We start from the raw sequence: 18,073 nt of genomic DNA, 5'->3' as shown, positions 1-18,073 counted from the left end.
AAATCGGCGCCGGTGCGATGTCGGGCGCGCTGCTCAAGCAGGTGATCGTTGCGCTCGTGCGCCGCTCGCTTAAAACCAGCGCGCTGTGGATGGAACGTTTCGCATTGCTCGGTGATCCCCAGATCGCGCGCGCGTTCGCCGACATGACCGCGAGGCCTTCCGCGCCGCACACCGTCGAAAGTCTTGCCCAGATCGCCTGTCTGAGCCGCTCCGCGTTCATGGCGCGCTTCTCGGCGGCCTTCGGCCAGGCGCCGATGCAGGTGCTTCGCGACATCCGAATGCGCCAGGCCGCCGCCCAGTTGCGCGCCGGGGATCTCGCGCTCGACCAGGTGGCGCACAACGCCGGCTACGCGAGCCGCGGAGCTTTCATACGCGCCTTCCGCGAAATTTATGGCGCGGCGCCCGCCGAGTATCGAGCAACACCATCCTCATCCTGATCCGCACCGCGCGGATTGACTCGCCCGCTCGACGCCCGAAGCGCCGAGTGGCGACCCACGAGCCGGACTTTTGCGCACATTTGCCGGATCCTGTGCGCGGTGATCGCTCCTAGACTGCTTCTCAATGCAGGAACACCTGTTCCCGCAGCCATCATCCGCAGTTCGAACCGAACCCAAGGAGCAGTACTATGAGCCGCATCGCTATTCCGCAGAATATTCCCGCCGAGTCCAAGGCCGTCGTCGACGCCGTGTCGCGGCAACTCAAGCTCACGCCCAACCTGTTCCGCATCATGGCACAAAGCCCCCAGGCGCTGAACGGGTGGGCCGGCCTGCAGGGCGCTCTCTCCAAAACACTCGACATCAAGACGCGCGACGGCATTGCACTGGCCGTGTCGCAGGTCAACGGCTGCCAGTACTGCCTCAGCGCCCACACCTACGCAGCCACCGAGTTTGCCGGCCTTTCCAGCGATGAGATTCGCCGCAACAGACTCGGGGACTCGGACGTGCCCCGCGTGGCGGCCGCGGTAGCGTTCGCGCGCAAGCTGATGCAAACGCGCGGCAAAGTAGCGACGGGGGACCTCGACGTGATGCGAGCCGCCGGGTACAGCGATGCCAATATCGTCGAGATCATCGCGCTGAGTGCGCAGTTCATGCTGACGAATTTCGTCAATAATGTGTTCGACACGGAGATCGACTTCCCGGTGGTCGAAACGGAAATCGCCTGAACGCGTTCGGAAGCCCGCAAGGGCTTCCCCCTCTTCCGGGAGTTCTGCCATGCCACGCACCACTGCCGAAAAGCGCGCCACATTCCGGGCGCTACACGAATCCGGTTGTTTCACGCTGCCGAACCCTTGGGACGCCGGCAGCGCACGTTATCTCACGAGCCTCGGCTTCCAGGCTATCGCGACCACGAGTTCCGGCTATGCGTGGTCGACCGGCCGCGCCGACAACCAGGCGAGCCGCGACGACATCCTCGCGCACTTGCGCGCGATGGTCGAGGCCACCGATCTGCCGGTCAATGCAGATTTCGAAAGCGGCTTTGCCGACGATGCGGCCGGCGTTGCCGAGAGCGTGAAACTCGCGGTCGCCACCGGCGTGGCTGGCCTGTCGATCGAAGATGCGACCGGCGATGCCGCCGCGCCTCTGTTGCCGATAGAGATCGCCGTGGCGCGGCTCGCAGCGGCGCGGCAAGCGATCGACGATAGCGGTGGCGATACGCTGCTGATCGGCCGCGCGGAGAATTTTTTCGTTGGTGTGCCCGACCTGAACGACACGCTCGAGCGTCTGAAGGCTTACGCAGCGGCCGGCGCGGACTGCCTGTACGCGCCGGGTATCCGGACGCGCGAAGAGATCGAGGCCGTCGTCGCGGCGGTCTCGCCCAAACCGGTGAACGTACTGATTGGCGCGAACCCGGTCCTGACATTGCCAGAACTGGCAGCGCTGGGCGTGCGGCGCGTCAGCGTGGGCGGCGCACTCGCGCGGAGCGCCTGGGGCGGCCTCATGCGCTCCGCCCAGGCGCTTTCGGACGGACGCTTCGACGGCTTCGCAGATGCCCCACCGGCTTCGGATCTCAATGCACTGTTCGCTGGCGACGCTTGACGCGCGCCATTAACATCGATCCCGTCACTCAAGGAGAAACACATGGCTCGCGAAATCATCCGTGTCGAACCATTGTCCAACTGGCTCGAGCGTTGGAAGGCACCCACCTCCGTTGCCACGCGTCACGGCGACACGCTTTACGTGTCGGGCTTGCCGCCATTCGATCCGCAGACCGGCGAAGTGCTGGATGCGCCGATCGAACAGCAAACTCGACGCGTGCTGGAGCAACTGAAGCTCTGCGTCGAGACCGGCGGATCGTCGCTCGACCAGGTGCTCAAGTGCAACGTCTACTGCACATCCGTCGAGATGTTCCCGATCGTCAATGAAATCTATGCACGATTCTTTGGCCCCCGGCCACCGGCACGGATCTTCGTGAACGTGCCCGCATGGCCCGGACGTTTCGATATCGAGATAGATTGCATTGCAGCGGTTTGAGCCGTGTTGCGCACGACCATGGCACGCTCGACCGACGCACAGATCGAAGCGGCACTCACCGATAACACACGGCCTCACCGCGATCGCGCCCGCGACGGGCGAGATCGCGTCGCCGATGTGCTTCGCTTCATCGACATCGGGCCAGGCGATCTTTCTGCCGTATCGCGGATATTTCACTCGCTTGTTCGCGTCACTGGCCGGAGACCACGGACGCGTATTCGCCGCGATTCCCGCCGAGCTGACAAAGATCGAGCGCATCGAGGCGGGACAGTCGGAGGTCGAACAGTTCGCGCGGTAGCGGCACAATGCCGTGCTGCTGACAGGGATTGCCGAAAAAGCGGGCGCCCGACGGAACAGATCTACGCGTTTTGCATCGCGCGGAACTACCACGATCTCCACACGCCAAAGATGGTCCCCGTCGACGTTCATGCATTCAACGACGCCGTTTTTCGCGTGTTGATGCCGGGCGGCCATTACGTAATCGTCGATCATCGGGCGCAGCCGGGTTCGAATACGCGGGTGAGCACGACGTGCTGCATAGTCACCGCGATCCGCGGACGTCTCCTGCATCTTCGCGCGTGGAATCCGATACGACACCGATGGGTTTATCGTGAAATTCGGAGGCCTGCTGAGCTTACGTGTCGTGTTCGTCAATGACCGTTATCTGAATGGAACCGCCGTCTGAATGTCTTCGCGACGCTTAGGAAGAAGGTCTCTTCCTGGCCGACTGTACGCGTTCACCCGTCAGCACCATAAGCCGACGTTCAGAAGCATTCGCTGCGCCTAAGGCAGTTTAGCGGCGTCGCAGCCTTGTGAGTGCAACCGGCCACAGAAGGACGGTCGACGGTATCCAATGAATGACGGTTCATCCGTTAATTTCCGCCGTTGGTCGAGGTTTTTCGGAGGTCGCTTGAGGGTCCGAGTGCAGCCAGTTGTGATCATGCTCGGCCGCTCCAGCCCCGGAGAATACTATCGCGCGAAAGAAAGCTACTGCGGCGCTCAAGCCACCTTGCGTACGCTACTCCAGGACCGCAATTCGGTAGGCGACAATGCTTTCGAGAAGAGGAAACCTTGCAGTTCGTCGCAACCAATGTTTCGCAGGATCTGAGCCTGATGCTCGCTCTCGACTCCTTCGGCGACCACTCGGAGGCCCAGTTCGTGGCCGAGCTCGATGATTGCCCGAATAATTGCGAGGTCGGCCGGCGCATCGAGCATGTCTTGCACGAACGCGCGGTCGATCTTGAGGCGATCAAGCGGAAATCGGTTCAGATAGCTGAGGCTTGAGTAACCGATACCGAAATCGTCGAGGGATAGCTTTACTCCAAGCTTGCGGATCGCCTGGATCGTGGTGAGATAGTTCTCCGCGTTGTCCATCAACACCGTCTCAGTGATCTCGAGTTCGAGCCGATCGGGAGCCACGCCGTACCGCTCGAGACTGTCTGCGAGCGAGCTTATCAAGTCTGGATCGCGCAGCTGGATCGCAGACACGTTGATCGAGACGCGCAAATGCATCAGCCCGCCAGCGTCCCACGCGGCGACCTGTCGGCATGCTTCGTCGATTACCCAGGCACCGATCGGAATGATGAGTCGTGTGTCTTCGGCGACCGGAATAAACTGCGCAGGCGACACCGTGCCGATCTGCGGGCTGTTCCAGCGCAAGAGCCCCTCAACGGCAACCGGTTCGCCCGTGCGGGCATCGACACACGGCTGGTACGCAAGCCGGAACTCCTGCCTGGTGATCGCCGTGCGCAGGCACGCTTCGAGCGTCAACCGGTAGCGCGCGCGTTCGGCCATATCAGGTGCGAAGAACTTGACGAGGTTACGTCCCGCGGCCTTCGCCTGGTACATCGCGGCGTCGGCGTTCTGCATCAGGGTATCGATGTCCTCGCCATCGTCCGGGAAAAGTGCCACGCCGACACTGCATGACACCGGCAATGCGGCGCCGCCTAGTTCATGCGGCTGACGAACGAGCGGCAACAGACGATCCTCGATCGCACGGGTAACATCCGCCACATTGCTGACACCGTTGAGGATTACCGTGAACTCGTCGCCACCGAGGCGGCTGACGGTGTCATTGCTGCGCACGGCTTGCAGAAGGCGCCGCGCGACCGAGCGCAACAGGTTGTCGCCGATGTGATGGCCAAGCGAATCATTGATGTTCTTGAACCGGTCCAGATCAATGAAGAGCACGCCGACGCGTTGGCCGGAGTGGCGCGCATTGCCGAGTGCGACGCCAAGGCGCTTGATGAACAGCTCGCGGTTCGGCAGTTCCGTTAGCACGTCATGTTCGGCGAGAAACTGAATGCGCGCCTCGCTCTTCTTGCGGTCCGTGATGTCGATCAACGTGCAGATATAGTGCGACAGGTTCGCCCGCCGGTCGCGCACCGCGCTCACCATTAGCCATGCCGGATAGTCGTTGCCGGCCCGCCTTCGCACCTGCGCTTCGCCATGCCACGCGCTGAGGCGATCGACAGAATCGATAACGGCCGGAAAAATGTCATCTTGCTCCTGCGTTCCAAAGAGGAAAGCAGGCTTCTTGCCCGCCACGTCGTCAGCGCAATATCCAGTCGCTCGATAGAACGATGCATTGGCAGTGACGAGCCGTCGTTGCTCATCCAGAATCAGAATCGCCTCGGAGGATGCCTCGAACACCTTGCCCCACAATTCGAGGCGTTGCTCCATCAGCTTGATCTGGTTGATTGGAGTGAATGCAGTCAATACTGCGTCGCGCCCCTGGAAGTCGAGGCGTCGCGCCGACAGCATGGCCCACGTAGGTTCGCTGCCGGCCTTCCAGCGCACCTCGAATTCGTCTACGGCATCTCGGTCCGAGAGTTGCTGGAAAAACCGCGCGCGTACCTCCGAGTCGAGACCGAAGCCCCAGGGGTCTACCGTGCAGCCGTTGAGCCAGGCAAGCGCTGGCCGGTTTGCGTGCAGGATCTCATGCCCCGGGATTGACGTGACGACCATCGGCACTGGAGTCGCCTCTACAAGAGCGTATTGCGCGGCCGACGCACGCGCTGTCGCGGCAAGCTCCTTCTGCACGACGCGCTCGCGGTCAAGCTGCGCGAGCATGTCGTTGAAGCCGCTCACGAGCTGGCCGATCTCGTCCTGACTATGCCACCTGGCGCGCAGCGAGTGGTCTCCTGTGCGGCGCACGGTATCCATCACGCGCGCCAGCTGGCGCAAGGGGCGGGAAATCTGCTGCGCGACGAAGTACACCATGCTCAGGATCGCGCATAGCAGAAAGAATGCCGTTCCAAGGTGCAGCCACATTCGCTCAAAGAGGCCGCGCACGCGCTTATGCAGAAGACTTTCGAGTTGGCTGCCGGTGTTACTCCACGCGTCGCTTACGCTCGTTACCAGGCGCTGCTGTGCGGAATCGAGCCGGTTCAGCGCGGCCGCATCCGCGCCAGCGTCAACTGCGGCTCCAGCCATGCGGCGATACGTTTCGACGGCGGCGAGCATGCGTTCGACCGACGGTCCAATCGTGCCGGTCAGTGTGCCGTTCGCGGCCGAAGCTTCCGCATAGTCCGAGCGCAGCCCCTGCAATACTGCGTCGAGCTGTCCCTCCAGCACGAGGTAGCGGGTACGCATCTCATCGTGGCTCATCGATGCGGCGTGAGGGTTCGCGCCGGCATCGTGCAGATGGCGGCCGATCCGGTTGACGTCGCCGAGCAGCTCCGGGTAGCGCAGAATCGACAGTGACATTGAATAGTAGCTGTCCAGGTCCGGATCCAGAATCAGGTTCGACTGGTTACCGACCCGTGTCACCAGTGCGCGCGTCGCGTCGAGGCCGAGGTCCACCGTCGATGCGCTCGCATGCGGCGCCGAACTTGCTTCGAGTGCATCGCGGACCCGTTCGTTAATAACTGCGCTTTGCATGTTCGCGCCAAAGCGGCGCTCTGCGTCGTCGAGTCTGCTAGCAGTGCTCTTCAATTGGACCGCAGTCTGCGGCTGCCCAGCCCCCGCGAGTGCGAAGTCGATAAGCGCGTCATGCACGGCCGCGACGTAGGCATTCCCGATCAGCTCCTTGTCGGAGAAGTCAATTGCGATGTACTTTTCGCGGATCAGGATGCCGCTGATGTAAAGGACTGCGCTCAAGTCGAGCAGATAAATCAGCAGCAGCTTTCGGCCGACGCGGAGACGTCCGAGAAACCGGAAGAACAGGTTGCGTTTCATGGGCGTGGTCGCTCTATCGCAAAGTTTTCGTCCCACGTGCGGCAAGCCAGGCGTTTCACTGAGTTTCTCCGTGCAGGGAACGTCGGACCTCTGGTTCAGGTCCCACGGCGGGAAGAGCCCCTGATCAAGCTATCGACCGGTTGAAGAACTTCTTTAGTCTTTGCTTAAAACGCCCCATAACGGTGCTAGAAAAGCGACAACACGGTGCGAACATTTCGAAGGAGGGTGCCTTTTTGGGCAGTCGTACAATGGTGCCAGGACTTTGTCATGGCGAGCGCCTTTGGCAGGCCAGCAGTCAATATGCGAATTTTTTCGCTTCCGCGGCCAAGGGGGCGACCATTCGGACGTTGAATCCGCCTCTGCTTCCGGACGTTCGATTGTGAAAGACGGACGGTCCTTCATCGGCCAATGCCGTCATTCGAGGATCGGTGCTGGTCAGACGGGTATGGGGCGCTTTCCTGTCATTCACAGGTCGGTGGTCGCGAATGACTCGTCCCACGGAAAGCGAACGAGTACTTGCGACCCTGAGCCGCCTGTCGAGTCACCATAGCGAATGTCCGTAAGAGAGCGGCGGATTCAACCGGTCGATGCAACACACTGAAGACTGCGCAAGCAGCAGGAGTGTTGCAAATGAAGCAGAGACGCCGGATTTATTACAGTGAGACGCAGAAAGCGCTGATGTGGGAACGTTGGCGCAACGGCGAATCTCTGCAGAAGATCGCCCAGCTCTTTGATCGTAACCACTCGTCGGTTCAGGGGATTCTGGCTGAGACAGGCGGGATCCAGCCGCCACAAAGGCACCGCTCGGGATTGGCGTTGACGCTGGAGGAGCGCGAAGAGATCTCGCGAGGGCTTGTGGCTGACGATTCGATCCAGTCAATTGCAAAACGACTTTCGCGAGCGCCTTCCACCATCTGTCGTGAGATCAAACGTAACAGCGGACCAGACGGTTATCGGGCGACCTACGCCGATCAGCTTGCATGGGATCGGGCACAGCGTCCCAAAGCCTGTAAACTGGTTGAGCACCGGATGCTGGCGCAGATGGTTGCAGGCAAGCTCCAGTTACAGTGGTCACCGCAGCAGATTGCCGGATGGCTCAGGCGGGCGTATCCAGATGACGAGGACCACCACGTGTCTCACGAGACGATCTATCGCAGTCTCTTCATCCAGGCCCGTGGTGCCCTGAAGAAGGAGTTGCTGGTGCATTTACGGCGTACCCGTGCCATGCGCCGGTCGCGCCACCACACACAGAAGACGGACGATCACGGCAGGATTCGGGACACCGTATCAATCAGCGAACGCCCCGCGAGTGTTAAAGACCGCGCGGTACCCGGGCATTGGGAAGGTGATCTGCTGTGCGGCAGCGGAAGCAGCCAGATAGCAACGCTTGTCGAGCGTCAGACACGCTATGTCATGCTGGTCAGGATCCCCTGCAAGGATAGCGAAACGGTCATCAATGCACTCATCAAACATGCCAGCAAGTTGCCCCAGGAACTCTATAGATCGCTGACATGGGATCGGGGAACAGAGATGGCCGGGCACAAACGCTTCACCGTCGCCACTGATATCCAGGTCTACTTCTGCGACCCCCAGCATCCATGGCAACGTGGATCGAACGAAAATACAAACGGGCTGTTAAGGCAGTACTTCCCGAAAGGCACCGACCTGTCAGCGTATTCGCAGGCTAAACTCAATGCCGTGGCAAGACGATTGAACGAGCGTCCGAGAAAGACACTGGGCTACGAAACGCCTGCCGAACGGTTCCAGCAAACTATTGCATCGACCGGTTGAATCCGCCAGCTGCGATCGGACACTCGACACGACGGACAATCTTTCCCGGTGTCTTCACCCGGCCATTCGACGCGCTTTGCTCGCTCAAAGCGGGTAATCGACCCGACGGAGATGACACGATCACATTTGCGGCTCAAACTCCCGCGAGCACATGAGCGGGCACTCGCTGTACGTAGGGCGTCGCTCAGGCACCCCGCAATGCGTCCAGCTCTGCGCGAAGCGCAGCCACTACGCCAGTCCAATCACCTCGCGTCGTTTGTCGAAACAAGTGCGCCTGTGCGTACCATGGACTATCGCTTCTGTCGAATTGCCATCTCCAGTCCGGCATGAACGGCAAAGCAATCCATACGGGCTTGCCGAGCGCCCCCGACAGATGCGCTACAGCCGTGTCGACGCTGATGACGAGGTCGAGGCGAGCGATCAGCGCAGCCGTCTCAGCGAACGTAGTGAGCCGCGCGGAAACATCGCGCAGCACCGCGCGCTGCTCAAGCTGCGCGAGGCACGTACGATCACTGTCGCGTACATCCTGTTGCAGCGCGAAGAAGTCCGCGTCGGCATCTAACAACGGCTTCAGTTGCTTGAGTGACATAGACCGGTTGCAGTCATTTACATGCGTCAGGCTTCCCGACCATACGATCCCAACTCTCGGCCGTCGAGCAGAGCCTGCAAACAGATCGTCCCATTGACGTACAAGCGCGTCGTCTGCGTGAATATATGGACCGGTCACCGCGAGATCGGGTGCACGAACCTTGAGCGCAAACGGTAGACTCAGGGTCGGAACGTGATAATCGAAATGCGGCACCTGTCCTGTCTCGCCGATGACTTCGGCCGCACCCTGATAATTCTTGAGAAGCGGCAGCAGTGCATCCTGAACACGCAACACGACCCGAGCTCCAACTGCACTGAGTCGATCCACGAAACGCACGAATTGCAGCGTGTCGCCGAACCCCTGCTCGTGATGAACGAGTATTGTCTTGTCACGTATCGGTTGGGTGCCGGTCCATAGGGTGTTCTGCGGAAATCCGTGGCTATCGGTGCCATCGCGCCAACGCCATTCATATTCGCGCCAGCCGTGTTCGAATTCGCCGAGCAGCAAATTCGTCTGAGCCCGATTGGTGCGGGCGCCGACGTCGTTCGGATCGAGCGAAAGCGCCTTCTTGAATTGAAGCAACGCCTCATCAAAGCGTCGCAGATCTCGCAACGCGACACCGAGATTGACGTATGCGCGCACGAAACGCGGCTTGAGCGCGATCGCCTGCCGGTAGGCATCCAGTTCGTCCTCATAGCGCTCCAACTTGCCGAGCAGCGCGCCCCGGTTGTAATGCGCTTCGGCTGAATGTGCCTGGATTTTGCACAGATGCACCAGGATTTCGAGTGCACGCTGCGGTTCGCCAAGCTGTATCAGCGACATTGCGACGCCATGCAATGAAGCGGCATGGTTTGGAAACTGGGCCAGGCAGCGCTCGAACAGCGCTATCGCATCATCGTGACGTTGCGCCAACTGACACACCTGCGCGGCGAAATTCAGGTGTTCCGCCGACATGGACATGTGCGCCGATGCCTGTATCAGATACGCCGCTGCACGTGCATGATCGCCCTGTTTGGCCGCGATGTAACCGAGGCCCGCAAGAGCTTCACCGTGGTCGGGGACGCTTGCCAGAATACCGCTCAGCAGACGCGTTGCATCGTCGAATTGACCGGCCATGAGGTTCTTTTGCGCGGCAGCGAGAGCGTGTTCAGTGTCGTGATTCATGGCGATGTAGGGCGGCGCAGAATGCGATCTGTCGACGGGTGGGGAAACGCCTCATTGTACGGCGTCGCGTAACGCGGGCCTCCAGATCGAAGCAATGGCAGCCGTCGGTTCTCTGCGTATGGAAATAGCGACGATTCCGGCGACGCGGAGCCCTGCAATCCTCCTTTCCGATTGCTACGCAAGACAGGTCAACCCTAGTGGCTGTCGTATGTTGAATGGGGAACGGACGGTCGCAGGTTGGGTTCCGGCGGCTGCTTTTGGCCGGGTGCCGACCCATGCAATTTGCATATGCAGGTTCAACCTCGCCAGCCAACGATCGACAGCACACGACCCATTTCTGCCGTCGGACACCTGGTCAAGCTAACGGCAGCTTCGCGAGCACAACGGTCATCCGTGCCGCGACTCCCGGTACGCTCTCGGGCCTTGCTTACGGTCGCGGATCGTTGGCCGAGGTCGGCCAAGACCGTGCCGCGGAAGTTCGCTCCAAACAGGCGCCCGTGTCTGTGACCCTCCGCCTTTTCATCAGGCTTCATGCGCGTATCCTTTCGGCGAAGCCACGTCGATGGCGCCTGGTCATCCCATTTGGACGGTACAGTCCGAGTAGCGTGTGCAGGGCTTCACCGCCGGCATTCCGACCGAATCCCAATGGCGCCGCGGTCGTCGAGGTGTATCCTGACGAGACAGCTTTCTGCTGTACGCGTTGCTGGCCGTGGCGATGCCGTCTTTTCAGCGCACCCGGCGCAGTTGGGGCAGACGAATGATGGCGTCCCCTTCTTAACCGCATGACCGGCAGGAGCCTGACGGCAGCGTGCGGCAGATGAACCCTACCTATGGTTGCGGCGCCGATGGGTAACAGCCTCCAGATCTTGTGGGACGATGGCGAGTGCGTCTTCTGTCGAGGGCGGCGCCAGGGCGATGGCGGCGACGACAACGTACTGATCGCGCGGCCCGCTGCCGAACATCCGCCACCCGCCAGCCTCGCTCGCCTCGCGCACGAATTCGGACTGAAGGACGACCTCGACGGCGCGTGGGCGGTGCGGCCGCGGGACCTGGTGCGCGAAGGCGGCCGGACTCTGCTGGTGCTCGACGATCCGGGCGGTGAGCCGCTCGCGCGGCTGCTTGGCGCGCCCATGGAGGTGGGCAGTGTCTTGCGCCTTGCCGTCGGCATCGCCGCGGCGCTGGGCAAACTCCACCAGCGCGGCCTCGTCCATAAGAACCTCAAGCCCGCCAATATCCTCGTGAACTGCGCGGATGGACAGGCGCGGTTCACCGGCTTTGGCATCGCCTCGCGGCTGCCGCGCGAGCGACAGGCGCTCGCGCCGCCCGAAACCATCGCAGGCACCCTCGCCTACATGGCACCCGAGCAGACCGGACGGATGAACCGCTCAGTCGACTCCCGCAGCGACCTCTATTCGTTCGGCGTCACGCTCTATCAGATGCTCACCGGCACGCTGCCGTTTACGGCCGCAGACCCCATGGAATGGGTGCACTGCCATATCGCCCGAAAGCCGGTGCCGCCACGCGAGCGCCTGGAGACGGTCCCTGCTCCGGTCTCCCAGATCGTCATGAAGTTGCTCGCCAAGACCGCCGAAGAGCGCTACCAGACTGCCTCCGGTGTTGAGCGCGACCTGCAGCGCTGCCTGGCCGGGTGGGAGCGTAAGCACCTCATCGATGCGTTCCCACTGGGCGAACACGACACGCCCGACCGGCTGCTGATCCCCGAGAAACTGTACGGGCGGCAGCGCGAGGTCGATACCCTGGTCGCCGCGTTCGACCGCGTGGTCAGGAGCGGCACGCCAGAACTGGTGCTGGTCTCCGGGTATTCGGGCATCGGCAAATCCTCGGTCGTCAACGAACTGCACAAGGTGCTGGTGCCATCGCGGGGGTTATTCGCCTCGGGCAAGTTCGACCAGTACAAGCGCGACATTCCCTATTCGACGCTGGTGCAGGCTTTTCAAGGCCTGGTGCAGCCGCTTCTCGGCAAGCGCGAGACCGAGCTGGCGAGCTGGCGCGGCGCATTGCTGGAGGCGCTGGGCCCGAATGCACGGCTCATGACCGACCTCATCCCCGAACTGAAGCTCATCATCGGGGACCCGCCGCCGGTCCTGGAACTTGAGCCGCAGCAGGCGCAAAGCCGTTTCCAGCTCGTGTTCCGGCGCTTCATCGGCGTCTTTGCCCGGCCGGTGCATCCGCTGGCACTGTTTCTCGACGATCTGCAGTGGCTCGACGCGGCGACGCTCGACCTGCTGGAGGATCTCCTGACCCGGTCGGATCTGCAACACCTGATGCTGATCGGCGCCTATCGCGACAACGAGGTCGATGCCGCGCATCCGCTGATGCGCAAAATTGAAGCGATTAAGGACGCCGGCGCGAAGATCGAGGGCATCAGGCTTGCGCCGCTCGCCCGTGAGCACATAGAGCTGTTGATTGCGGAGGCCCTTCACGGCGAGCCGGGACGCGCCGCCCGCCTGGCGCAGCTCGTGCAGGAGAAGACCGCCGGCAACCCGTTCTTCGTGATTCAGTTTCTGCACGCGCTAGCCGAAGAGGATTTACTCGCTTTCGATCATGACGCTGGGTGCTGGTCCTGGGATCTCGATCGCATCCATGCGAAGGGTTACACCGACAATGTGGTCGATCTGATGGTCGGCAAGCTGACCCGCCCTGCCGGCTGAAACGCAGCAGGCGTTACAGCAGCTCGCCTGCCTGGGGAACGTCGCGGAGATCGCATCGCTGTCGATCGTTCTCGGCATCTCAGAGGCGCATGTCCACGCGGCGCTGTGGGAGGCGATGCGTCAGGAACTTCTTGAGCGGGCGGAGGGCTCGTACAAATTCATCCACGACCGGGTGCAGGAGGCCGCCTATTCGCTGATCCCGCAAGCACTGCGCGCCGAGGTCCATCTGCGGATTGGACGGCTGCTCGCCGCGCAGACGCCCCCCGGGAAACGGGACGAGGCGATCTTCGAGATCGTGGGTCAGCTAAATCGGGGCGCCGAGCTGATTACCGCACAAGAGGAACGGGAGCAACTGGCCGGGCTCAACCTGATCGCGGGCCAGCGCGCCAAGGGGTCGACAGCCTACGCCTCGGCGCTCACCTATCTCATCATCGGTGCGGAACTATTGAACGACGATTGCTGGGAGCGCAGGCATGAGTTGATCTTTGCGCTGGAGCTGAACCGGGACGAATGCGAGTTTTTGACCAGCCAGTTATCGGTTGCAGAGGAGCGGTTAGCTGGGCTGTCAAAGCGCGCCACGACCACGGTCGAACAAGCTACCGTCGCGTGCCTGCAAATGGATGTCTACACGACGCTCGATCAAAGCGCGCGCGCGGTCGCTGTGTGTCTCGACTACCTCCGCCATGTCGGTATCGAGTGGTCGCCCCATCCGCAAGATGACGAGGTGCGACGCGAATATGAGCGCATCTGGTCACGGCTTGGGAGCCGGACAATCGAGGAACTTATCGGTGGGCCCCTGATGGAGAACCCGGCTTCCCTCGCGACCGTCGATGTTCTGACTAAACTCTGGACGCCGGCCTTGTTTACGGATGAGAACCTGGCTTGCCTGACGATCTGCAAGGCCGTCAGTCTCAGCCTTGAGCGGGGCCATTGCGATGCTTCATGCGTCCCGTATGCCCTGCTCGCGAGGATCGCCGGACCGCGTTTCGGCGACTACGAGGCTGGATTTCGATTCGGCCAGCTCGGCTACGAACTCGTCGAACGACACGGGCGCTTCGAGGCGAGGACATATCTTGCCTTCTCGATTTTCGTGGTGCGCTGGAAGAAACACGTGCGAGCCTGCCCTGACCTGCTGCGCCGCGCGTTCGAAGCGGCGAACCGGATCGGGGACCTCACGTACGGGGCCTACGCGTGCAACAACCTCAACTCGGACCTGCTCTTCGCCGGCGAGCCGCTGCCAGAAGTGCAAGGCGAAGCCGAACATGGCCTTGCTTTCGCCGGGAAGGCGCGGTTCGGCCTTGTCATTGACATCATCACTGCGCAACTCGCGCTGATCCGGATGCTCCGCGGCCTGACGCTGAAATTCGGTTGCTTTGACGACGGACAGCTCAATGAGCTTCGCACCGAAGACCATTTGTCCAGCAACCCGGCCCTGGCGATCGCTGCATGTTGGTACTGGATCCGGAAATTGCAGGCACGCTGTATCGCTGGCGACTATGCGGCGGCTTTGGACGCCGCATCGAAGGCGCAACGGTTGCTCTGGACCTCAGTTTCTTTCAGTGAGGAAGCCGAATATCACTTTTACGGCGCGCTGACGCATGCCGCCTCGTGCGACTGTGAACCGGCGGGTGAGCGGCCGCAGCACCTGGAGGCGCTGCGTGCGCATCACAGGCAACTGCAGGTCTGGGCGAAGAATTGCCCGGAGAACTTTGAGAACCGTGCTGCGCTGGTCGGTGCTGAAATCGCTCGCCTGGAGGGCCGCGGGCTCGATGCCGAGCTGCTCTACGAGAAGGCCATCCGCTCGGCCCAGGCAAACGGCTTTGTTCACAATGAGGCACTCGCCAATGAACTCGCGTCCCGCTTTTATGCGGCGCGGGGTCTTGAGAAGATTGCCCGCCTGTATCGGCAGGACGCCCGCTACGGCTACCAGCGATGGGGCGCCGAAGGGAAGGTGCGGCAACTCGACGAGAAGTATCCGCACCTTGGGACGGAAGCGTCCGCGCCCAGCGGGACGGGCACGATCGGGACACCGGTCGACCGCCTCGACCTCGCGACCGTGATCAAGGTGTCGCAGGCCGTCTCGGGTGAGATCGTTCTTGAAAAGCTGATCGATACGCTCATGCGCACGGCGATTGAACAGGCCGGCGCCGAGCGCGGCCTGTTGATTCTGCCACGCTGCGGTGAGCAGCACATTGCTGCAGAAGCCACGACCCGCGTCGACTCGACTCATGTGGAACTGTGCGACGTACCAGTGAGCACCGCAGTGTTGCCGGAGTCGGTCCTCTATCACGTCCTGCGCACCCGGGAGAGCCTCGTTCTTGACGATGCCGCGCTCGAGCCATCGTTTGCCGGGGACCCCTACATCGGTCAGCGGAGGGCTCGTTCCGTTCTCTGCCTGCCCCTGATGAATCAGGCCAGGCTCATAGGCGCGCTTTACCTCGAAAACAATCTGACCACGCGGGTGTTCGCGCCGGCCCGGATTACGGTGCTCCGGCTCCTCGCTTCTCAGGCGGCGACTTCGCTTGAGAATACCCGCTTGTACCGCGACCTCGAACAACGCGAAGCCAAAATCCGGCGCCTTGTAGAGGCCAACATCATCGGGATCATGATCTACGATCTCGATGGCAAAATCATCGAGGCCAACGACGCGTTTCTGCGCATCGTGGGTTACGACCGCGAGGACCTCATGGCGGGCCGGCTACGCTGGATGGACCTCACGCCACCGGAATGGCTAGCCCGTGACCTGAGTCAATGGATACCACAACAGAAAGTGACTGGGCGCCTGGAACCGTTCGAAAAGGAGTACGTCCGGAAAGACGGCAGTCGCGTGCCCGTGCTGATCGGCGTCGCCACGTTCGAGGAGGGCGGAAACGAGGGTGTCGCTTTCGTGCTCGATCTGACGGACCGCAAGGAAGCGGAGCACCGCTTGCACGAGTCCTACGAGATGCTGCGGGAACTCACTTCCCATCGAGAGACGGCTCGGGAGGAAGAGCGCAAGCACATTGCGCGGGAAATGCACGACGAACTGGGACAACACCTCACCGCGCTTCGTATGGGAGCATCGGTACTAGCTATGCAGCTTGGCGACGGTCACTCTGAGCTCGTCGAACAGGCCCGGGCATTGACCGCCCTGGTAGACACCACCATGCAGGTGGTCCGGGGCGTCATCGCGTCGCTACGCCCTGCAGCACTAGACGCGGGCATTGTGGCTGCGCTCGAGTGGCTCGCTGCCGAATTCAACCGCAATCCGTGCACGGTGTGTCGCCTCCGCTTGCAGGACGAGACTCTCGTGCTGGGCGAGGACCGCGCTATCGTGCTGTTTCGCGTCGCCCAGGAGGCGCTGACCAACGTTGCCCGTCACGCTGCGGCCATGCAGGTGACCATCACGCTCGAGCGAACGCCCGATGCCTGTCTGCTGGAAGTACGGGATGACGGAAAAGGATTCGATCCTCTGGCGACCAGAAAAAGATCGTTCGGGCTGGCGGGGATGAAGGAGCGCGTGCTGATGCTGGGTGGTCAAATCGATCTTGTCAGTTCACCGGGAAACGGCACCACGATCAAGGTATGTCTTCCCGTTCATAAGGGTGTGCCAACGTAGCCGCCCAGAACGAAAAGGCTCCCGAGGGGGCTACAAAAAAGCGCCCACGGGGTGTGCGGTTATGAAATGAACCGTTGCGACCAATCCGGCTCCTGGGTTTGGGTTACCTCGTTGATACCGCACCACGCAATGAATCTTGCCGCGAGATACGCGACGGACATGCTCTGCATATGAAGGTCCGGTGTCGAGGCCGAGATGCTATGTGGGACTACCCAAGCCAGACCCGTTTAGCTAAAACGGAATTTCCAACCCTGTGCAAAGGAGACGGAAATGTCGGCGACCCAGACAGTCCCACAAGGCAATGATACGGCGATCCAAGTCCAGCTCTACATGAGCTTCGAACTCGGCGGCAAGTCGTGGAAGTTGACGGCCAGCGATGGCCGGCGCGGCCCGAGCCGTTTCAGCGTGCACGCCGGCGACACGGCTGCGGTGCTCGACTGCGTGCGCCGCGCCAAGGAGCGCTGCCAGCTCGAACCGCAGGCCCCGGTGCATTCGTGCTATGAGGCCGGCCGCGATGGCTGGTGGCTGCATCGCTGGTTGAGCGGGCAAGGCATTGACAACCTCGTGGTCGACCCGGCGAGCATCGAAGTGAACCGACGCGCCAGACGGGCCAAGACCGACCGGCTCGACGGCGATAAGCTGCTGGTGATGCTCAGGCGCCACCACGCTGGCGAGCGCATCTGGTCGGTGGTGCACGAGCCCACGCCCGAGCAGGAAGACGCGCGCCGCACGCACCGTGAACTGGCCCGGCTGAGCCAGGAGCGTACCGCCCACACGAACCGCATCCGCTCCCTGCTGGTGCTGCACAACCTGCGTGTGCCGGTCATCGTCGGCGGGCGCGACTGGGCGGCGTGGTGGGAGCGCCATCGCGAGCAGGTGCCGCCGGTGTTGCGCGGCGAGATCGAGCGCGAGAGCGCGCGGCTGGCGCTGGTCAGGCAGCAGCTCAAGGTGCTGGAAGCGGCGCGGCGCCAGGAACTGGCCGAGGGCAAGCATCCGCTGGTGGCGCAAATGGCACGGCTGCGCGCGATCGGCCCCAAGGGCGCCTGGGTGCTGGTCAAGGAAGTGTTTGGCTGGCGACGTTTCGCCAACCGGCGCGAGCTGGCCGGCAGCCTGGGGCTCACGCCGACACCCTACGACAGTGGCGGCAGTCAGATCGAGCAAGGCATCAGCAAGGCGGGCAACAAGCGAGCGCGCACGATGCTGGTCGAACTCGCCTGGCGCTGGCTGCAGCTGCAGCCCGACAGCCTCCTGACCCAGTGGTTCAACCGGCGCTTTGCCGGCGGCGGCAAGCGCATGCGGCGCGTGGGCATCGTGGCGTTGGCGCGGCGCCTGGCTATCGCGCTGTGGCACTACCTCGAGCACGGCGAGATTCCGGCCGGAGCCTCGCTCAAGCCGGCAGCTGCCTGAAATTCCGGGCAGCACGGGTACCACGCAACGCCTTCGCACGCAACACGTCATCATGATCCAGGGTCGACGCGCCCGGAACGTCGGCGGGTCACGGCACCCCGTGACCGTCTCGCAGAGATGGGGCGCGCCCATAACCGGGGTTTGCCAGCGCGCCTTGCGCGCATGCTGCATGAGGTGCAGGGTGTTGGCGCCCTGCACGGAT

At 62.2% G+C, this 18,073-nt stretch carries 9 protein-coding genes and 1 pseudogene; 8 read left to right on the top strand and 2 right to left on the bottom strand.

Translation table 11 applies throughout. The annotated features are described in order from the left end of the window. The 5 genes from OKW26_RS22580 to OKW26_RS22560 all read left to right on the top strand — a co-directional run. The coding region (locus tag OKW26_RS22580) for a helix-turn-helix transcriptional regulator (RefSeq protein ID WP_429355225.1) at window positions 1–437 on the top strand (437 nt) is incomplete at its 5' end. A 188-nt stretch (window positions 438–625) separates the two neighbouring features. Then, window positions 626–1,162: a carboxymuconolactone decarboxylase family protein gene (locus OKW26_RS22575; RefSeq protein WP_429355224.1), complete on the top strand. Its 537-nt coding sequence runs from the start codon at window positions 626–628 to the stop codon at window positions 1,160–1,162. Between the two features lie 49 nt (window positions 1,163–1,211). Next, the gene (locus tag OKW26_RS22570; protein WP_429355223.1) at window positions 1,212–2,036 is read left to right on the top strand and encodes an isocitrate lyase/PEP mutase family protein; all 825 of its coding nucleotides are present in this window, start codon (window positions 1,212–1,214) and stop codon (window positions 2,034–2,036) included. 42 nt (window positions 2,037–2,078) lie between these two features. Continuing rightward, the gene (locus OKW26_RS22565; RefSeq protein WP_429355222.1) at window positions 2,079–2,471 is read left to right on the top strand and encodes a RidA family protein; all 393 of its coding nucleotides are present in this window, start codon (window positions 2,079–2,081) and stop codon (window positions 2,469–2,471) included. 115 nt (window positions 2,472–2,586) lie between these two features. Further along, window positions 2,587–2,769, top strand: a complete 183-nt coding sequence (locus OKW26_RS22560; RefSeq protein ID WP_184070394.1) for a hypothetical protein — start codon at window positions 2,587–2,589, stop codon at window positions 2,767–2,769. A 701-nt stretch (window positions 2,770–3,470) separates the two neighbouring features. Here the strand turns inward: OKW26_RS22560 and OKW26_RS22555 are convergent. Continuing rightward, entirely contained in the window at window positions 3,471–6,650 is a 3,180-nt protein-coding gene (locus tag OKW26_RS22555) for a bifunctional diguanylate cyclase/phosphodiesterase (protein ID WP_090812208.1), read from the bottom strand. Window positions 6,651–7,280: 630 nt separating this feature from the next. Here OKW26_RS22555 and OKW26_RS22550 point away from each other — a divergent pair. Continuing rightward, entirely contained in the window at window positions 7,281–8,441 is a 1,161-nt protein-coding gene (locus OKW26_RS22550; protein WP_429353579.1) for an IS30 family transposase, read from the top strand. A 184-nt stretch (window positions 8,442–8,625) separates the two neighbouring features. Here the strand turns inward: OKW26_RS22550 and OKW26_RS22545 are convergent, their stop codons facing one another. Next, window positions 8,626–10,194 carry a tetratricopeptide repeat protein gene (locus OKW26_RS22545; RefSeq protein WP_429355221.1) on the bottom strand — a complete coding sequence of 523 codons (1,569 nt, stop codon included), beginning with the start codon at window positions 10,192–10,194 and terminating at the stop codon, window positions 8,626–8,628. A gap of 845 nt (window positions 10,195–11,039) precedes the next feature. Between OKW26_RS22545 and OKW26_RS22540 the strand changes: the two are divergent. Both OKW26_RS22540 and OKW26_RS22535 read left to right on the top strand, forming a co-directional pair. After that, window positions 11,040–16,464 (top strand): annotated as a pseudogene (locus OKW26_RS22540) (AAA family ATPase). 270 nt (window positions 16,465–16,734) lie between these two features. Beyond that, the gene (locus OKW26_RS22535) at window positions 16,735–17,871 is read left to right on the top strand and encodes an IS110 family transposase (protein ID WP_429355220.1); all 1,137 of its coding nucleotides are present in this window, start codon (window positions 16,735–16,737) and stop codon (window positions 17,869–17,871) included. The last annotated feature ends 202 nt before the right edge of the window (window positions 17,872–18,073 follow it).

The sequence above is a fragment of the Paraburkholderia sp. 32 genome, from assembly GCF_050435345.1.
Taxonomy (GTDB): domain Bacteria; phylum Pseudomonadota; class Gammaproteobacteria; order Burkholderiales; family Burkholderiaceae; genus Paraburkholderia; species Paraburkholderia tuberum.
Note: the sequence above shows the minus strand (reverse complement) of the source record. Positions and strands in the feature narration are given on the sequence as shown.

Coding starts and splice junctions, on each gene's coding strand:
- OKW26_RS22535 (WP_429355220.1), top strand. CDS start 16,735: ATGTCGGCGACCCAGACAGTCCCACAAGGCAATGATACGGCGATCCAA.
- OKW26_RS22575 (WP_429355224.1), top strand. CDS start 626: ATGAGCCGCATCGCTATTCCGCAGAATATTCCCGCCGAGTCCAAGGCC.
- OKW26_RS22550 (WP_429353579.1), top strand. CDS start 7,281: ATGAAGCAGAGACGCCGGATTTATTACAGTGAGACGCAGAAAGCGCTG.
- OKW26_RS22555 (WP_090812208.1), bottom strand. CDS start 6,650: ATGAAACGCAACCTGTTCTTCCGGTTTCTCGGACGTCTCCGCGTCGGC.
- OKW26_RS22570 (WP_429355223.1), top strand. CDS start 1,212: ATGCCACGCACCACTGCCGAAAAGCGCGCCACATTCCGGGCGCTACAC.
- OKW26_RS22560 (WP_184070394.1), top strand. CDS start 2,587: ATGTGCTTCGCTTCATCGACATCGGGCCAGGCGATCTTTCTGCCGTAT.
- OKW26_RS22545 (WP_429355221.1), bottom strand. CDS start 10,194: ATGAATCACGACACTGAACACGCTCTCGCTGCCGCGCAAAAGAACCTC.
- OKW26_RS22565 (WP_429355222.1), top strand. CDS start 2,079: ATGGCTCGCGAAATCATCCGTGTCGAACCATTGTCCAACTGGCTCGAG.